A 14,647-nucleotide genomic window follows, 5' to 3' on the forward strand; every position below is an offset into this window, starting at 1 on the left:
GAAGCTATGGTCCGGAGCCCGCCGGGCGGGTACGAAGTCGGCATTCCCGCCCCGGCCGGCCAGGCTCGGCGTACGCTGGCGGGCCGGCCGGGGGTCGCTGCCGACGACGCCGCGGCGGGTGACCGCGTCCCGGCCGGCCGCGCCGGGCATGAGCGGGCCCGTCGCGGGGATAGATTGGCCGGGTGCGTATCGCTCGTTTTGCTCATGCCAAGGGAATGTCGTTCGGGGTCGTCGAGGGCGAGTCGGAGGCCGGGCCGCAGGGCCTGACCATCGCCGAGATCGAGGGTCACCCGTTCGGCCAGATCCAGTTCTCCGGTGCCCGGTGGGCGCTCTCCGACGTCCGGCTGCTCTCGCCGATCCTGCCGAGCAAGGTGGTCTGCGTCGGCCGCAACTACGCGGAGCACGCCGCCGAGCACGGCAGCGAGGTGCCGAAGGAGCCGTTGCTCTTCCTCAAGCCCTCCACCTCGGTGATCGGCCCCCGGGACGCGATCCGCCTGCCGATCTTCTCCAAGCAGGTCGAGCACGAGGCGGAGCTGGCCGTGGTCATCGGCGCTCCCGGTGCGCGCCGCGCCGACCGGGCCGCCGCCCAGCGGGCCATCTTCGGCTACACCTGCGCCAACGACGTCACGGCGCGGGACCTGCAGCGCGCGGACGGGCAGTGGACCCGGGCCAAGGGTTTCGACTCGTTCTGCCCGCTCGGGCCGTGGATCACCACCGGACTGGACGTCTCGGACCTCGAGGTCCGCTGTGAGGTGGGTCGCAACCCGGAGGAGATGGAGGTACGCCAGCTCGGCCGGACCAAGGACATGGTCTTCGACGTGCCGGCTCTGGTGTCGTACATCTCCCACGTGATGACGCTGCTTCCCGGCGACGTGGTGCTGACGGGCACCCCGGCGGGGGTTAGCCCGCTCACCGACGGGGATACGGTCACCGTGCGGATCGAGGGGATCGGCGAGCTCACCAACCCGGTGATGCCGGTCGCCTGATGCGTCCGACGTCTCGTTTCCGCAGGTCACGTGCGGTTCGAGGGGTTGGATTTGGCCTGCCGGCACCGGGAGGGTAAAGTTCATTCCCGGCGCCGCAAGGGGCCAATGGGGTATGGGGTAATTGGCAGCCCGACTGATTCTGGTTCAGTTAGTCTAGGTTCGAGTCCTGGTACCCCAGCGCAACCGCGGATTCGCGAGAATCCCGGACGCTGGATTCTGGCGGAGTTCCGCTCCGCCTCTCGCGAGAGGGGCGGCAGATGATCTCTGATAGAGTGCAGCTTCCTCGCCCGGTCGGGCGGGGAAGCAAGAAGTTCTGGCCCCGTCGTCTAGCGGCCCAGGACGCCGCCCTCTCAAGGCGGTAGCGCCGGTTCGAATCCGGTCGGGGCTACAGCGCTGACAGCCCGTCTCACCTCGGTGGGGCGGGCTGGTGTCGTGTTCGCCTTGTCGGGTGCGGCGGTCGCTCGCGCGCGGCTGCCGCGACCCCCCTCGCCGAGGCCGGTCATGGTGCGGATAGACTACTGCCGCACCGCCCGTCAGGGTGGTGAAGGAAGAAAAAGTGCCTGGCCCCGTCGTCTAGCGGCCCAGGACGCCGCCCTCTCAAGGCGGTAGCGCCGGTTCGAATCCGGTCGGGGCTACCACACCGAACGGCCCGTCTCGCTCCCGCGAGACGGGCCGTTCGCCGTTTCCGGCGCTCGACCTGGTCCGGGTGGCGGGAAGCGGCTGGGGTTCAGAGGCCGGAGAGGCGTTGGCCGGCGCGGACGACGGCCATCGCGTGGCGTTCGCCGGGGCGGCGGCCGAGCCGCTCGATGGGGCCGGAGATGCTGATCGCGGCGATGACCCGGCCGGTCCGGTCGCGGATCGGGGCGGAGACGCTGGCCACGCCGGCCTCCCGCTCGGCGACGCTCTGCGCCCAGCCGCGGCGGCGCACCTCGGCCAGCGTGCGGCCGGTGAACTTGGAGCGGGGCAGTAGCGGCATGACCGCCTCCGGCGGCTCCCAGGCCAGCAGGATCTGCGCCGCGGAACCGGCCGTCATCGGGAGCACCGAGCCGATCGGCACGGTGTCCCGCAGGCCGCTGGCCCGCTCGGCGGCGGCCACGCAGATGCGCTCGTCGGCCCGGCGCAGGTAGAGCTGGGCGCTCTCGCCGGTCGCGTCGCGCAGCGCGGCGAGCAGCGGCTCGGCCGCGGTCAGCAGCACGTCCGGCGCGGCGTTGGCCAGCTCGCCGAGCCGGGGGCCCGGACGCCAGCGCCCCTGGGTGTCCCGGACCAGCATCCGGTGGATCTCCAGCGCCTGCGCCAGCCGGTGCGCGGTGGCCCGGGGCAGCTTCGTGCGTTCGACGAGTTCGGCCAGGCTGGCGCCGTCGACACAGGCGGCCAGGATGACCACCGCCTTGTCGAGAACGCCGACACCGCTCATACTGTGTCCCACAAGCCGAAACTTACCTCCCAGAATTTAGGATGTCCAGATGGTGGGAGTCACTCAACCGAGGACCCTGGCCGAGAAGGTCTGGGACGTGCACGTCGTCCGCTCCGCCGACGGCGAGCCGGATCTGCTCTTCATCGACCTGCACCTGCTCCACGAGGTCACCAGCCCGCAGGCGTTCGACGGGCTCCGGCTCGCCGGCCGCCGGGTCCGCCGCACCGACCTGACGATCGCGACCGAGGACCACAACACCCCGACCGGGTACGCCGACCCGACGTTCCGGTCCCGGCGCGGCGACCTGCTCACCATCGCGGACCCCACCTCCCGCACCCAGATCGAGACGCTGCGCCGCAACTGCGCCGAGTTCGGCGTGCGGCTGCACCCGCTGGGCGACGAGAACCAGGGCATCGTGCACGTCATCGGCCCGCAGTTGGGCCTCACCCAGCCGGGCACGACGATCGTGTGTGGCGACTCGCACACGGCCACCCACGGCGCGTTCGGCGCGCTCGCCTTCGGCATCGGCACCAGCGAGGTGGAGCACGTGCTGGCCACCCAGACGTTGCCGCAGGCCCGCCCGAAGACCATGGCGGTGAACGTCACCGGCCAGCTCGCCCCGGGCGTCACCGCCAAGGACCTGGTGCTGGCGCTGATCGCCCAGGTGGGCACCGGCGGCGGGCGTGGCCACATCGTGGAGTACCGGGGCGAGGCGATCCGGAACCTCTCCATGGAGGGGCGGATGACCATCGCCAACATGTCCATCGAATGGGGCGCCAAGGCCGGCATGATCGCGCCGGACGAGACCACCTTCGCGTACCTGAAGGGGCGGCCGAACGCGCCGCAGGGGACCGACTGGGACACGGCGGTGGCGTACTGGAAGACCCTGCCCACCGACGAGGGGGCGACCTTCGACGCCGAGGTGACGCTGGACGCCAGCCGGATCACCCCGTTCGTCACCTGGGGCACCAACCCTGGTCAGGGCGCGCCGCTGGGCGCGGCCGTGCCGGACCCGGAGGAGTTCGTCACCGAGCCGGAGCGGGCGGCCGCCCGCCGGGCCCTGGAGTACATGGACCTCGAGCCCGGCAAGCGGCTGCGTGACCTTGCCGTGGACGTGGTCTTCGTCGGCTCCTGCACCAACGGCCGGCTCGAGGACCTGCGCGCCGCCGCCGACGTGCTGCGCGGGCACCAGGTCGCCGACGGCGTACGCATGCTGGTGGTGCCCGGCTCGGCCGCGGTCCGCGAAGCGGCCGAGGCGGAGGGGCTGGACAAGGTCTTCACCGACGCCGGCGCCGAGTGGCGCTTCGCCGGCTGCTCCATGTGTCTGGGCATGAACCCGGACACCCTGTCGCCGGGCCAGCGCTCGGCTTCGACCTCCAACCGCAACTTCGAGGGCCGCCAGGGCCGGGGCGGGCGTACCCACCTGGTGTCCCCGCCGGTCGCCGCCGCCACCGCCGTGGTCGGCCGGCTGGCCGCCCCCGCCGACCTGTAGAAGGGCAGCCGAGAGATGGACAAGTTCACCACCCACACCGGCACCGCCGTGCCGCTGCGTCGATCCAACGTGGACACCGACCAGATCATCCCCGCCGTGTACCTCAAGCGGGTGACCCGGACCGGTTTCGCCGACGGGCTCTTCAATGCGTGGCGGGAGGATCCGTCATTCGTTCTCAACCATCCCGCCCATTCGGGCGCGTCGATTCTCATCGCCGGCCCCGAGTTCGGTACCGGGTCCTCCCGGGAGCACGCCGTCTGGGCGCTGCGGGACTGGGGCTTCCAGGCCGTGATCTCTCCCCGCTTCGGCGACATCTTCCGTGGCAACGCGCTCAAGGAAGGCCTCCTTCCGGTGGAGCTGGAATTGAAAGCCGTCGAGGAACTCTGGGACTTGGTGGAATCCGACCCGACCACGCCGATCACAGTCGACCTCACCGCCCGCCAGGTCCACGCCGGCAATGCCACCTGGGCCTTCCCGCTGGACGACCACAGTCGCTGGCGGCTGATGGAGGGCTTGGATGACATTGGACTCACCCTCCGGCACGAGGCCGAGATCAATGCGTTCGAGGCGTCCCGGCCGCCGTTCCTGCCCTCGGTCGCCTGACCGCAGTTGGCTTTTCGCCCCCACCGGCCCGTCCGGCGGGGGCGAATCCGTTACGACACAAGGGCATTTTTCCATCGAATGTTTGTGTCCCGGCAGCACAGGGCATACCGTGCGCGCAGAATGGCTCGCGTCGAGTCAGTTGCACAATCGGGAGGAAGTCGTGAACAAGGCCGAGCTCATCGAGGCGCTCGCCGTTCGCCTGGGGGACCGGAAGACGGCGACGGCCGCGCTCGACGCGGTCCTCGCTGAGGTCCAGGGAGCGGTCACCAAGGGCGAGAAGGTGGCGATCACCGGTTTCGGAGCGTTCGAAAAGCGCGTCCGGGGCGCCCGAACAGCGCGCAACCCGCGGACCGGCGAGGCGGTGAAGGTCAAGAAGACCTCCGTCCCGACGTTCCGCCCAGGCGCCGGTTTCAAGGAGATGGTGGCCAGCGGCAAGGTGCCGAAGGCCACGGCCGCCGCCAAGAAGATCACCGCGGCCGCCGCGGCCAAGACCACCGGCGCGAAGGCGGCCGGGGCCAAGGCGGCCGCCGCCGCCAAGAAGGCAGCACCGGCGAAGAAGGCCGCCGCGGCCAAGACCACGGCTGCCAAGAAGGCACCTGCGGCGAAGAAGGCACCTGCGGCGAAGAAGGCACCTGCGGCGAAGAAGGCACCCGCGGCGAAGAAGACCACCGCGGCCAAGACCACGGCGGCGAAGAAGACCACCGCGGCGAAGAAGACCACGGCCGCCAAGAAGGCGCCCGCGAAGAAGGCTCCGGCCAAGAAGGCCGCCACCCGGCGCTGACCCAACCGGCCTGAGGGCGCCCACCGCTCGCGGTGGGCGCCCTTTTCGTGCCGACGTCAGGAGAGGACCCCTGCTCTACCGGAGGGGTTGAGAAGGGGCCCTTCCCTACAGCCGATCGGTGCCGAGCAGGCGGTCGCCGCTGAAGGCGAGCAGCCAGCCGCCGCCCTTCGGCGTGGTGAAGTCGTCGGCCCGGCCGGCCAGCCGCTCCAGCATGCCCGGGATCACCTTGCCCTGGCTGCACACCGCGACCGGCTCACCGGCGACGGCCAGTTCGGTCAGCCGGGCCGCCCCGGCCATGGCGCACTCCTCCGGCTGCTGGCCAGGCTTCGGCTCGTCCAGCTCGCCGGCCACCTCGATGGGCAGGTCCAGCAGCGCGGCCGCCGGGTCGAGGGTCTGCACACAGCGGCGGGCCGAGGCGGAGAGCAGGCGTGCCGGGCGGACCAGGGCAACCAACCCGGCCAGCGCCTGCGCCTGCGCCCAACCCTCGGCGTCCAGTGGCCGGCCGGCGTCCGGGCCGGTCCAGGTGCCCCGCTTGCCGGCGTGCGCGTGCCGGACCAGCAGCACGATGCCGGTCACCGGCGGCAGCGCCGCGAACGCGGCGATCACCTCGGCGTCGTGCGGGTAGCTGACCAGGCGTACCGCCGCGTCGACGGGGACCCAGCGGACCTCGTCGACCTCGGTGTCCGGCTGGAAACCGCCCTGCGCGGCGGCCCGCATCGACCAGTAGTCGACCGCCTTCGACCGGCCCTCGCTGCGGTAGCGGACCGTGGGCAGGCGCACCTGCGGCACGGCCCGGACGTCGGTCTCCTCGGCCACCTCGCGGACGGCCGCCCGCAGCGGGTGTTCCCCCTCGTCCAGCTTGCCCTTCGGCAGCGACCAGTCGCCGTACCGGGGGCGGTGCACGAGGCAGACCTCGACGCCGACCGCACTCGGCCGCCAGACGACCCCGCCTGCCGCCCGGATCCGCACCGGCTCGTCCGTCATCCGATCACCGTAAGCCCGCCCGCGGCGCGCCGCGGGCCGCTCAGCCGGCCGTCCCGCCCACCCGGTGCAGGAGCAGCTCCTGCAGGTGCGTCAGCGGCGCGTCGTCGGTCCCGGCCCGCCGGTGCCAGGTGCCGTCCCCGGCCAGCTCGAACGCGTCCACCTCCGGGCTGAACGCGGCGGTCAGCACGTGGTCCAGCTCGGCCCGGGCCACCGGATCGCTCACCTGCACCAATGCCTCCACCCGACGGTCCAGGTTGCGGTGCATCAGGTCGGCAGAGCCCATCCAGAACTCCGTGTCGCCGTTGTTGCCGAACCGGAAGATCCGGGAATGCTCCAGGAACCGGCCGAGGATCGAGCGGACCCGGATGTTGTCCGACAGCCCTGGAACCCCGGGCCGCAGCGTGCACATGCCCCGGATCAGCAGGTCGACGTGGACGCCGGCCCGGGACGCCCGGTAGAGCGCGTCGGTGATCTCCTCGTCGACCAGCGCGTTCACCTTGAACTGCACCAGCCCCGGCATGCCGAGTCGGACGTGCTCGACCTCCCGCTCGATCCGCTCGATCAGGCCGCGGCGGATGCCCTGCGGGGCCACCAGCAGCCGCCGGTACGCGGTCTGCCGGCTGTAGCCGGTGAGCACGTTGAACAGGTCGGTCAGGTCGGCGCCGATCTCCGGGTCGGCGGTGAGCATGCCGAAGTCCTCGTAGAGCCGGGCGGTCTTCGGGTGGTAGTTGCCCGTGCCGATGTGGCAGTAGCGGCGGATCTGGTTGCCCTCCTGGCGGACCACCAGGGCGGTCTTGCAGTGCGTCTTCAGGCCCACCAGGCCATAGACGACGTGGCAGCCGGCGCGTTCCAGCGTGCGGGCCCAGCCGATGTTGGCCACCTCGTCGAAGCGCGCCTTCAGCTCCACCAGCACCACCACCTGCTTGCCGGCGGCGGCCGCGTCGACCAGGGCGTCCACGATGGGGGAGTCGCCGCTGGTGCGGTAGAGGGTCTGCTTGATGGCCAGCACGTTGGGGTCGGCGGCGGCCTGCTCGATGAAGCGCTGCACGCTGGTGGCGAACGAGTGGTACGGGTGGTGCACCAGCACGTCCCCGTCCCGCAGTGTGGCGAAGACGCTGCGCGGCACCTCGCCCTCGGCGAGCCGGGGATGGGTGGCCGGTACGAACGGCGGGTCCTTCAGGTCGGGGCGGTCGGGCTCGCCGTACACCTGCCAGAGCGCGGAGAGGTCGAGCAGGCCGCGGACCCGGAGCACGTCGTGGCTGTCCATGTCCAGCTCGCGGACGAGCAGCTCCAGCATGTGGTCGGAGATGGAGGCGGCCACCTCCAGCCGCACCGGCGGGCCGAATCGGCGCCGGGCCAGCTCCCGTTCGAGGGCCTGGAGCAGGTCCTCGTCGCGGTCCTCGTCGACCTCCACCTCGGCGTTGCGGGTGACCCGGAACAGGTGGCACTCCACCACCTGCATGCCGGAGAAGAGCTGCCCGAGGTGCACCGAGATGAGGTCCTCGACCGGCAGGAAGCGCACCCCCGGCTGGTCGCGGGCCACCCGGACGAACCGGGGCACGTTGTTCGGCACCTTGACCCGGGCGAACAGCTCCGAACCGCCGTCCGGGTCGCGCACCGAGACGGCCAGGTTCAGCGACCGCCCCGAGATGTACGGGAACGGGTGCGCCGGGTCCACCGCGAGCGGGGTGAGCACCGGGAAGATGTGTTCCCGGAACCAGGTGCGCAGCCGCTCCCGCTCGGCGTCGTCCAGGTCGCTCCAGCGCAGGACGCGGATGTCCTCGTCGGCCAGCTTGGGCAGCACCTCGTCGACGAAGCAGACGGCGTGCCGGGCCACCAGGTCGGCGGTTCTCTCCGCGATCAGCTCCAGCTGGGTACGCAGCGGCAGCCGGTCGCCGCCGCGGACCGGCAGGCCGGCGGAGAGCCGGCGCTTCAGCCCGGCCACCCGAACCATGTAGAACTCGTCGAGGTTGCTGGCGAAGATGGCCAGGAACTTGGCCCGCTCCAGCAGCGGCGTACCCGGGTCCTCGGCGAGCGCCAGCACCCGGGCGTTGAAGTCGAGCCAGGAGAGCTCCCGGTTGAGGAAACGGTCCTCCGGCAGCGGCTGCGCGGCCGGCGGCTCGGCGTCCGGCCCCGGGCCCGGGCTTTCGACCGGGTCGAGTGACTCCTCCAGCCCGGCGGAGTCCGGGGCGGCCGGCTCGGCGGTCAGGTTCTCCTCCGGGGCACGGAGCCGGCGGAACCGACCGTCGGTGCCCCGGGCCGCGGTGCCGTTGCGCGGTGCGGTCGGGTGGAGGAGGTGGTGCGGACGCTCGGGCTCGCGAGGGGTGCTCACCACCTCATGATTCCCCGATAACGGTGAACAGAAAATGAACTCGGGCCAGGTCGATCAGGCCATCGTCGGCAAACTCACCCGGATGACCTCGCCGGCGGCGTCCCGCTCGATCCGGACCCGCTGCCCGAGCCGGAGCAGCCGCAAACCGGAGGCGTCGAACGCGCGGGCCGGGAAGGCCAGCTCGGTGCCGTCGTCGAGGAGCAGCACCCCGCTGCGGGTCGACGCGTCGTAGGTGGCCACCGTGCCCTGCATGCCAGCACCGTACCCGAGGGTCAGCCGGTGCGGGCGGCCGCGCGGGCGCCGAGCAGCGCGGCGGTGCGCGGGCCCAGCCCCAGCCGGGCCGCCGCGGCGAGGTCCTCGGCGGTGTCCACGTCCCGGCGCAGGGTGGGCCAGTCGCCGCGCAGCGGCCGCGCCCCGCTCGCCGCGTGCGCGGCGGCGGAGCCCACCCCGAAGCGCGGACCCAGCGGCACCCCGGCCGGGGCGGCGAGCAGCACCGTGCCGCTCCCCGGTGCATCGGCCACGAACCCGCGTACCCCCGGACCGCCGACGGCCCGCAGCGCCGCGGCCAGCTCCGCCGGGCGCAGCGCCGGCAGGTCGGCGGTGAGGCCGGCCACCGCGGCACGCCGGCCGGCGACCGCGGCACCGTGCCGGAAGGCGGCGTTCAGCCCGCCCGCCGGGTCCGGCGCGACCCGGGCGCCGGCCGCAGTGACCTCCGCCACCACCCGCGGGTCGTCGGTGACCACCAGCACCTCGGCCACCGCCGGGCAGGCCCGCACCGCGCGGACCGTGTCGGCCGCCAGGGCCAGTGCCAGCTCCTCGTGGGGTACGGCCGGCAGCGCGCCCCGCAGGCGGCTCTTCGCCGCCCCGAGACGCTTCACCGGCACCACCACGGTCCAGCTCGGCTCAGGCACGTGACCATCCTGCCAGTCGGACGGCGGTACCCTCACTGGCCGGACCCGGGGCGAGCAGGCATGATTTCGTCGCGGGCGAGGGTGCGCGGGTCGGGGCACGAGGAGGAGACAGGGTGGCGCGGCGGAAGGTGGGATTCTGGCCACGGTTGGCCGTGGTGCTGGTCAAACCGTTGTTGACGGTCTGGACCCGGCGCACCTGGCGGGGCATGGAGCACCTGCGCCGCGAGGGCGGCGTCATCATCGTGCCCAACCACATCTCGCACGCCGACCCGCTGGTCTCCGCGCACTTCATCTACGACTCCGGGCGCTGGCCGCAGTACCTCGGCAAGGCCAGCGTGTTCCGGGTGCCGGTGATCGGCTGGATCCTGCACCGGTGCCGGCAGATCCCGGTGGAGCGCGGCACCGTCGACGCGGTCAAGTCGCTGGACCGGCTGGTCGAGGCGGTGCGCGCGGGCGGGGCGGTGGTGATCTACCCGGAGGGGACCACCACCCGGGAACCGGAGCTCTGGCCGATGAAGGGCAAGACCGGCGCGGCCCGGCTGGCGCTGGCCACCGGCGCGCCGGTGATCCCGGTCGCGATGTGGGGGCCGGAGCAGATGTTCGACCCACGCACGGCCCGCTTCGGGCTGCGCCCGCGGATTCCGGTGACCGTGGTCGCCGGGCCGCCGGTGGACCTGAGCCGCTGGGCGGGCGCCGCGCCGAGCCGGGCGATTCTCGAGGAGATGACCGACACGATCATGCTGCGGATCCGTGACCTCGTCGCCGAGATCCGTGGCGGCACGCCACCCCCGCTCTGGGCGCGCCCGGCCCGCTCCCGCACGCCCGAGGCGAGCGAATGACCGGGCATGTCGCCGTTCTCGGCGCCGGCTCGTGGGGGACGGCGTTCGCCAAGATCCTCGCCGACGCCGGTCGGGACGTGACGATCCTGGCCCGGCGCCCCTCGCTGGCCGAGGCGATCCGGACCGGACGCCACAATCCGGACTACCTGCCGGACGTGCGGCTGCCCGACCGGGTCACCGCGACCGGGGACGCCGAGGAGGCGGTCGCCGGGGCCGAGGTGGTGGTGCTCTCCGTCCCGTCGCAGACGCTGCGCGGCAACCTCGCCGAGTGGACCCCCTACCTGGACCCCGACGCCACGCTGGTGTCCCTGATGAAGGGCATCGAGCTGGGCACCACCAAGCGGATGAGCCAGGTGATCATGGAGACCGCCGGGGTGCCCGCCGACCGGGTGGTCGTCGTCTCCGGGCCCAACCTGGCCCCCGAGATCGCCGCCGAGCAGCCCGCCGCCACCGTGGTCGCCGGCACCGACAGCCGCCGGACCGCCCTGGTGCAGTCGTCGATCCGGACGCCGTACTTCCGCCCGTACACGAACGACGACGTGATCGGCTGCGAGCTGGGCGGGGCGGTGAAGAACGTGATCGCGCTGGCGTACGGGATCGCCACCGCGATGGGCTTCGGCGACAACACCCGGGCCATGCTGATGACCCGCGGCCTGGCCGAGACCGCCCGGCTGGGGGTGGCGCTCGGCGCCGACCCGATCACCTTCGCCGGCCTGGCCGGCATGGGCGACCTGGTCGCCTCCTGCTCCTCGCCGCTGGCCCGCAACCGCACCTTCGGCGAGCACCTGGGCCGGGGAGAGACCCTGGAGCAGGCTCAGGCGGCCACCCGGCAGACCGCCGAGGGCGTGAAGAGCTGCCTGTCCATCCGCGACCTGGCCCGGGCGAACGGGGTGGAGATGCCGATCACCGAGCAGATCGAGCGGATCTGCCACGAGGGGATGGACCCGCGGCTCGCCGTGGACGCCCTGATGAGCCGGACCGCCAAGCCCGAGTCGTACGAGTGAGCCGGCGATGACCGACTGGGGTGACGGCACCCGCAGCGTGCACGCGGGCCTTCCGGCCCCGGAGCCGGGGCAGCCGTTCCTGCCCGGCCCGGTCTTCGCCGCGCCCTACCACCTCGACCCCTGGCGCGGGCCGGAGGCGGCCCCCAACGGGTACGGCCGGCCGGACAACCCCACCCGACGGCTGCTGGAGGCTGCCATCGGGGAGCTGGAGGGCGGGGACTGCCGGGTCTTCGCCAGTGGCCAGGCAGCCATCACCGGGCTGCTGCTGGCCCTGCTGCGCCCCGGCGACACCGTGCTGCTCCCCGCCGACGGGTACTTCCCGGTGCGCGCGTTCGCCACCGCCACGCTGGCGGGCATCGGGGTACGCGTCGGCTTCGTGCCCACCGCCGGGCCGTACCCGTCGTTCGACGGGGTGCGGCTGGTGCTGCTGGAGACCCCGGCGAACCCGGGCCTGGACGTCGCCGACCTGCCGGCGCTGACCGCCGCCGCGCACGCCGCCGGGGCCCTCGTGGCGGTGGACAACACCACCGCCACGCCGCTCGGGCAGCGCCCGCTGGACCTCGGCGCCGACGTGGTGGTCGCCTCCGGCACCAAGGCGCTCACCGGCCACTCCGACCTGCTGCTCGGCTACGTGGCGACCCGCTCCGCCGAACTGCTCGACCCGGTCACCGCGTGGCGGACCACCACCGGTGGGGTGCCCGGCCCGTTCGACTGCTGGCTGGCCCACCGCTCGCTGGCGACCATGGACCTGCGGCTGGCCCGGCAGACCGCCAACGCCGAGGCGCTCGCCCGACGGCTCGCCGACCGCCCCGACGTGACCGGCCTGCGCTGGCCGGGGCTGCCGGGGGACGCGGCGTACCCGGTCGCCTCGGTCCAGATGCGCCGGATGCCCGGGGTGCTCTCGTTCGACCTGGGCGACGCCGCTCGGGTCGCCCGGTTCCTCGACGCCGCCCGCCTGGTCGCCGCCGCCACCTCGTTCGGCGGGCTGCACACCACCGCCGACCGGCGGGCCCAGTGGGGCGACGACACCGCGCCCGGCTTCGTCCGGCTGTCCTGTGGGATCGAGGACACCGCCGACCTGGTGGCCGACGTGACCGCCGCGCTGGACGCCGGCACGGAATGACGCCGGGGCGGATCGACGCCGCCGGCTCCGCTAAGGTTGCGGGCAGCCACGGCCCGAGCGGGCCCCGACCGGAGGAGGTGGGACCGATCCACCAGACCAGGACCGGCGCTCCCTCCGAGTCCGCGTCGCCCCGGGACTAGGCGACGTCGGGAGCGCCGACGAGCGTTCCCGAAAGGCATCCCCATGGCATCGTTCCACCCTGACCGTCCCGCCCTCGTCCAGCGGCTGCGCGCCGCCGGTTGCGTCTACGCCGAGGACGAGGCCGAGCTGCTGATCGCCGCCGCCCGCTCGGCTGCGGACCTCACCGACCTGGTCGACCGGCGGGTCGCCGGCCGGCCGCTGGAGCACCTCCTCGGCTGGGCCGAGTTCTGCGGCCTGCGGGTCACCGTCGACCCCGGGGTCTTCGTGCCCCGGGGGCGTACCGCCCTGCTGGTCTCCGCCGCGGCGGCGGTGGCCGGCCCGGCCCCGGCCGTGCTGGACCTCTGCTGCGGGTCCGGCGCCGCCGCGCTGGTGCTGCACGGCCGGCTCGCCCCGCGCTGGCTGGCCGCCGCCGACCTCGACCCGGCCGCGGTGGCCTGCGCCCGGCGCAACCTCGACCCGCTGGGCGTGCCGGTGTACCAGGGCGATCTCTTCGCGCCGGTGCCCGCCGAATGGCGGGGACGGCTGGACCTGGTGGTGGCGAACGCCCCGTACGTGCCGAGCGCCGCGGTGGCGCTGCTGCCGGCGGAGGCGCGGCTGCACGAGGCGCCGGTGGCACTGGACGGCGGCGTCGACGGGCTGGCCGTGCTGCGCCGGGTGGCGATCGGCGCGGCCGAGTGGCTGGCCCCGGGCGGGCACCTGGCGGTGGAGGTCAGCGCCGGCCAGGCCGAGACGCTCTGCGCGGCGCTGACCGAGGCCGGCCTGGTGCCGACGGTCGTGCGCGACGACGACTTGGACGCCACGGCCGTGACCGCCCGCCGGCCCGCCTGAGGATCACGCCCACTCCCGCCGGTCCGCCGTTCCCGCGTACCGGCGGCGGGTGGCCGTCCGGAGCATGGCGGGTCGGTGACGACCGAACTAGCCTCAGGTCAGGCTCGGTGGGAGGGGCGGTGGCCGTGGGCAGCGCGGGTGTGCCGGTGGTGGTAGGGCTGGACAACGGCGGGAACAGCAACAACGCCACCGTCCTGACCGTCGACGGCCGGTTCCTGGTGGACGGCCTGGTGGAGATCCCGAGCGAGGTCACGGTCGGCCCGGAGGCGGCGATCGAGGCCCTCGCGCGCGCGTTCGACGGCATCCTGGCCCGCACCGGGGTGCCCCGCGAACTGGTCCACGCGGTCGGGTTGGACACCCCGGGCCCGGCCAGCGCCACCGGGGTCATCTCCTCGCGTGGCTCGACCAACTTCTCCCAGCCCGCCTGGCGGGGTTACGACGTACGCGGCGCGCTGGAGCACCGGCTGGGCCTGCCGGTGGTCTACGCCAACGACGGCAACGCGGCGGCCCTCTACGCGCACCACGTCCACTTCGGAGCGGACGCGATGCACCGCTCCTCCGTCGCCGCCATCGTCGGCACCGGCCTCGGTGGCGGGGTGGTGGAGGCCGGCCGGGTGGTCGGCGGTGCGGCCGGCATGGCGGGGGAGTTCGGGCACGTGCACATCCCGCTCGACGGACTGCTGGCACCCGGCCAGCCCGCGCCCACCTGCGCTTGCGGCTTCACCGGGGACGCGGAGAGCGTCGCCTCGCTGACCGCGATCGAACGGAGCCTGCTGCCGTACTGGCTGGGCCGGTTCCCTGGGCACCCGCTGGCGGCGGAGGAGCCGACCCGGGCGGCGAAGCTCGTCCGCGGCCACGGCGAGCGGGGCGACGGGCTGGCCCGGCAGGTCTTCACCCAGCAGGCCGTGGCGCTGGGTCGGCTCTTCACGATCGCGGCGAACTTCACCGACCCGCACGCCTACTTCGTCGGTGGCGGGGTGGTGGAGGCGGCGCCGGAGTTCCGTGACTGGTTCCTGGCCACCGTGCGCGAGCACACCGTGCTCCGGGCGGAGCAGGCCGCGGTCGCCACCTTCGCCCTGGTGCCCGACCGGGACATGGCCGGGGCGCGCGGAGTGGCCATCGCCGCCCTGGAGGCGGTCCGGGCCGGCGCCGCCCCGCTGGTCGCCGGCTGAGCCCCGGATCAGCGGCGCACCGGTGCAGGCGGCCGGG

14 protein-coding genes and 3 tRNA genes are annotated in these 14,647 nt (G+C 73.6%); 12 read left to right on the forward strand and 5 right to left on the reverse strand.

Annotation, left to right across the window (positions count from 1 at the left end; all coding sequences use genetic code 11):
- The first annotated feature begins 182 nt into the window (after positions 1 to 182).
- The 4 genes from ACFYOS_RS11515 to ACFYOS_RS11530 all read left to right on the forward strand — a co-directional run bounded on the left by ACFYOS_RS11515 (position 183) and on the right by ACFYOS_RS11530 (position 1,624).
- Entirely contained in the window at positions 183 to 986 is an 804-nt protein-coding gene (locus ACFYOS_RS11515; RefSeq protein WP_387138726.1) for a fumarylacetoacetate hydrolase family protein, read from the forward strand.
- Positions 987 to 1,092: 106 nt separating this feature from the next.
- Positions 1,093 to 1,164, forward strand: a tRNA-Gln gene (locus ACFYOS_RS11520).
- 137 nt (positions 1,165 to 1,301) lie between these two features.
- Positions 1,302 to 1,374: transfer RNA gene (locus ACFYOS_RS11525), tRNA-Glu, on the forward strand.
- 174 nt (positions 1,375 to 1,548) lie between these two features.
- A tRNA-Glu gene (locus ACFYOS_RS11530) sits at positions 1,549 to 1,624 on the forward strand.
- An 89-nt stretch (positions 1,625 to 1,713) separates the two neighbouring features.
- Here the strand turns inward: ACFYOS_RS11530 and ACFYOS_RS11535 are convergent.
- Entirely contained in the window at positions 1,714 to 2,400 is a 687-nt protein-coding gene (locus ACFYOS_RS11535) for an IclR family transcriptional regulator (protein WP_265008051.1), read from the reverse strand.
- A 49-nt stretch (positions 2,401 to 2,449) separates the two neighbouring features.
- Here ACFYOS_RS11535 and leuC point away from each other — a divergent pair, with 49 nt between their 5' ends.
- The 3 genes from leuC (at position 2,450) to ACFYOS_RS11550 (ending at position 5,276) form a co-directional block, all read left to right on the forward strand.
- Positions 2,450 to 3,892, forward strand: a complete 1,443-nt coding sequence (leuC, locus tag ACFYOS_RS11540) for a 3-isopropylmalate dehydratase large subunit (protein ID WP_387138729.1) — start codon at positions 2,450 to 2,452, stop codon at positions 3,890 to 3,892.
- Between the two features lie 15 nt (positions 3,893 to 3,907).
- Positions 3,908 to 4,495, forward strand: a complete 588-nt coding sequence (leuD, locus tag ACFYOS_RS11545; protein WP_387138732.1) for a 3-isopropylmalate dehydratase small subunit — start codon at positions 3,908 to 3,910, stop codon at positions 4,493 to 4,495.
- Between the two features lie 160 nt (positions 4,496 to 4,655).
- On the forward strand, positions 4,656 to 5,276 hold the full coding sequence (locus ACFYOS_RS11550) for an HU family DNA-binding protein (RefSeq protein WP_387138734.1): 621 nt from the start codon (positions 4,656 to 4,658) through the stop codon (positions 5,274 to 5,276).
- A 105-nt stretch (positions 5,277 to 5,381) separates the two neighbouring features.
- Here the strand turns inward: ACFYOS_RS11550 and ACFYOS_RS11555 are convergent, their stop codons facing one another.
- Genes ACFYOS_RS11555 through cofC form a run of 4 tightly spaced genes read right to left on the reverse strand, consistent with a single transcriptional unit; the run spans position 5,382 to position 9,503 of the window.
- On the reverse strand, positions 5,382 to 6,260 hold the full coding sequence (locus tag ACFYOS_RS11555) for an NUDIX domain-containing protein (protein WP_387138736.1): 879 nt from the start codon (positions 6,258 to 6,260) through the stop codon (positions 5,382 to 5,384).
- A 40-nt stretch (positions 6,261 to 6,300) separates the two neighbouring features.
- Positions 6,301 to 8,592: an RNA degradosome polyphosphate kinase gene (locus tag ACFYOS_RS11560; protein ID WP_387138739.1), complete on the reverse strand. Its 2,292-nt coding sequence runs from the start codon at positions 8,590 to 8,592 to the stop codon at positions 6,301 to 6,303.
- Between the two features lie 54 nt (positions 8,593 to 8,646).
- On the reverse strand, positions 8,647 to 8,844 hold the full coding sequence (locus ACFYOS_RS11565; RefSeq protein WP_387138742.1) for a cold-shock protein: 198 nt from the start codon (positions 8,842 to 8,844) through the stop codon (positions 8,647 to 8,649).
- A 20-nt stretch (positions 8,845 to 8,864) separates the two neighbouring features.
- Positions 8,865 to 9,503: a 2-phospho-L-lactate guanylyltransferase gene (gene cofC / locus ACFYOS_RS11570; protein WP_387138745.1), complete on the reverse strand. Its 639-nt coding sequence runs from the start codon at positions 9,501 to 9,503 to the stop codon at positions 8,865 to 8,867.
- Between the two features lie 113 nt (positions 9,504 to 9,616).
- Here cofC and ACFYOS_RS11575 point away from each other — a divergent pair, with 113 nt between their 5' ends.
- From ACFYOS_RS11575 to ACFYOS_RS11595, 5 genes are all read left to right on the forward strand, one after another.
- Positions 9,617 to 10,342: a lysophospholipid acyltransferase family protein gene (locus ACFYOS_RS11575; RefSeq protein WP_387138748.1), complete on the forward strand. Its 726-nt coding sequence runs from the start codon at positions 9,617 to 9,619 to the stop codon at positions 10,340 to 10,342.
- Positions 10,339 to 11,346, forward strand: coding sequence for an NAD(P)H-dependent glycerol-3-phosphate dehydrogenase (locus ACFYOS_RS11580; RefSeq protein WP_387138751.1), 1,008 nt, complete (start codon positions 10,339 to 10,341; stop codon positions 11,344 to 11,346). Before ACFYOS_RS11575 ends, ACFYOS_RS11580 begins: the two co-directional genes overlap by 4 nt.
- A gap of 7 nt (positions 11,347 to 11,353) precedes the next feature.
- The gene (locus tag ACFYOS_RS11585; RefSeq protein ID WP_387138754.1) at positions 11,354 to 12,469 is read left to right on the forward strand and encodes a cystathionine gamma-lyase; all 1,116 of its coding nucleotides are present in this window, start codon (positions 11,354 to 11,356) and stop codon (positions 12,467 to 12,469) included.
- A gap of 183 nt (positions 12,470 to 12,652) precedes the next feature.
- Entirely contained in the window at positions 12,653 to 13,438 is a 786-nt protein-coding gene (locus ACFYOS_RS11590; RefSeq protein WP_387138757.1) for a putative protein N(5)-glutamine methyltransferase, read from the forward strand.
- Between the two features lie 125 nt (positions 13,439 to 13,563).
- Positions 13,564 to 14,610, forward strand: a complete 1,047-nt coding sequence (locus ACFYOS_RS11595; protein WP_387139112.1) for an ROK family protein — start codon at positions 13,564 to 13,566, stop codon at positions 14,608 to 14,610.
- The last annotated feature ends 37 nt before the right edge of the window (positions 14,611 to 14,647 follow it).

This window comes from Micromonospora sp. NPDC005806 (genome assembly GCF_042871425.1).
Classification (GTDB): Bacteria; Actinomycetota; Actinomycetes; order Mycobacteriales; family Micromonosporaceae; genus Micromonospora.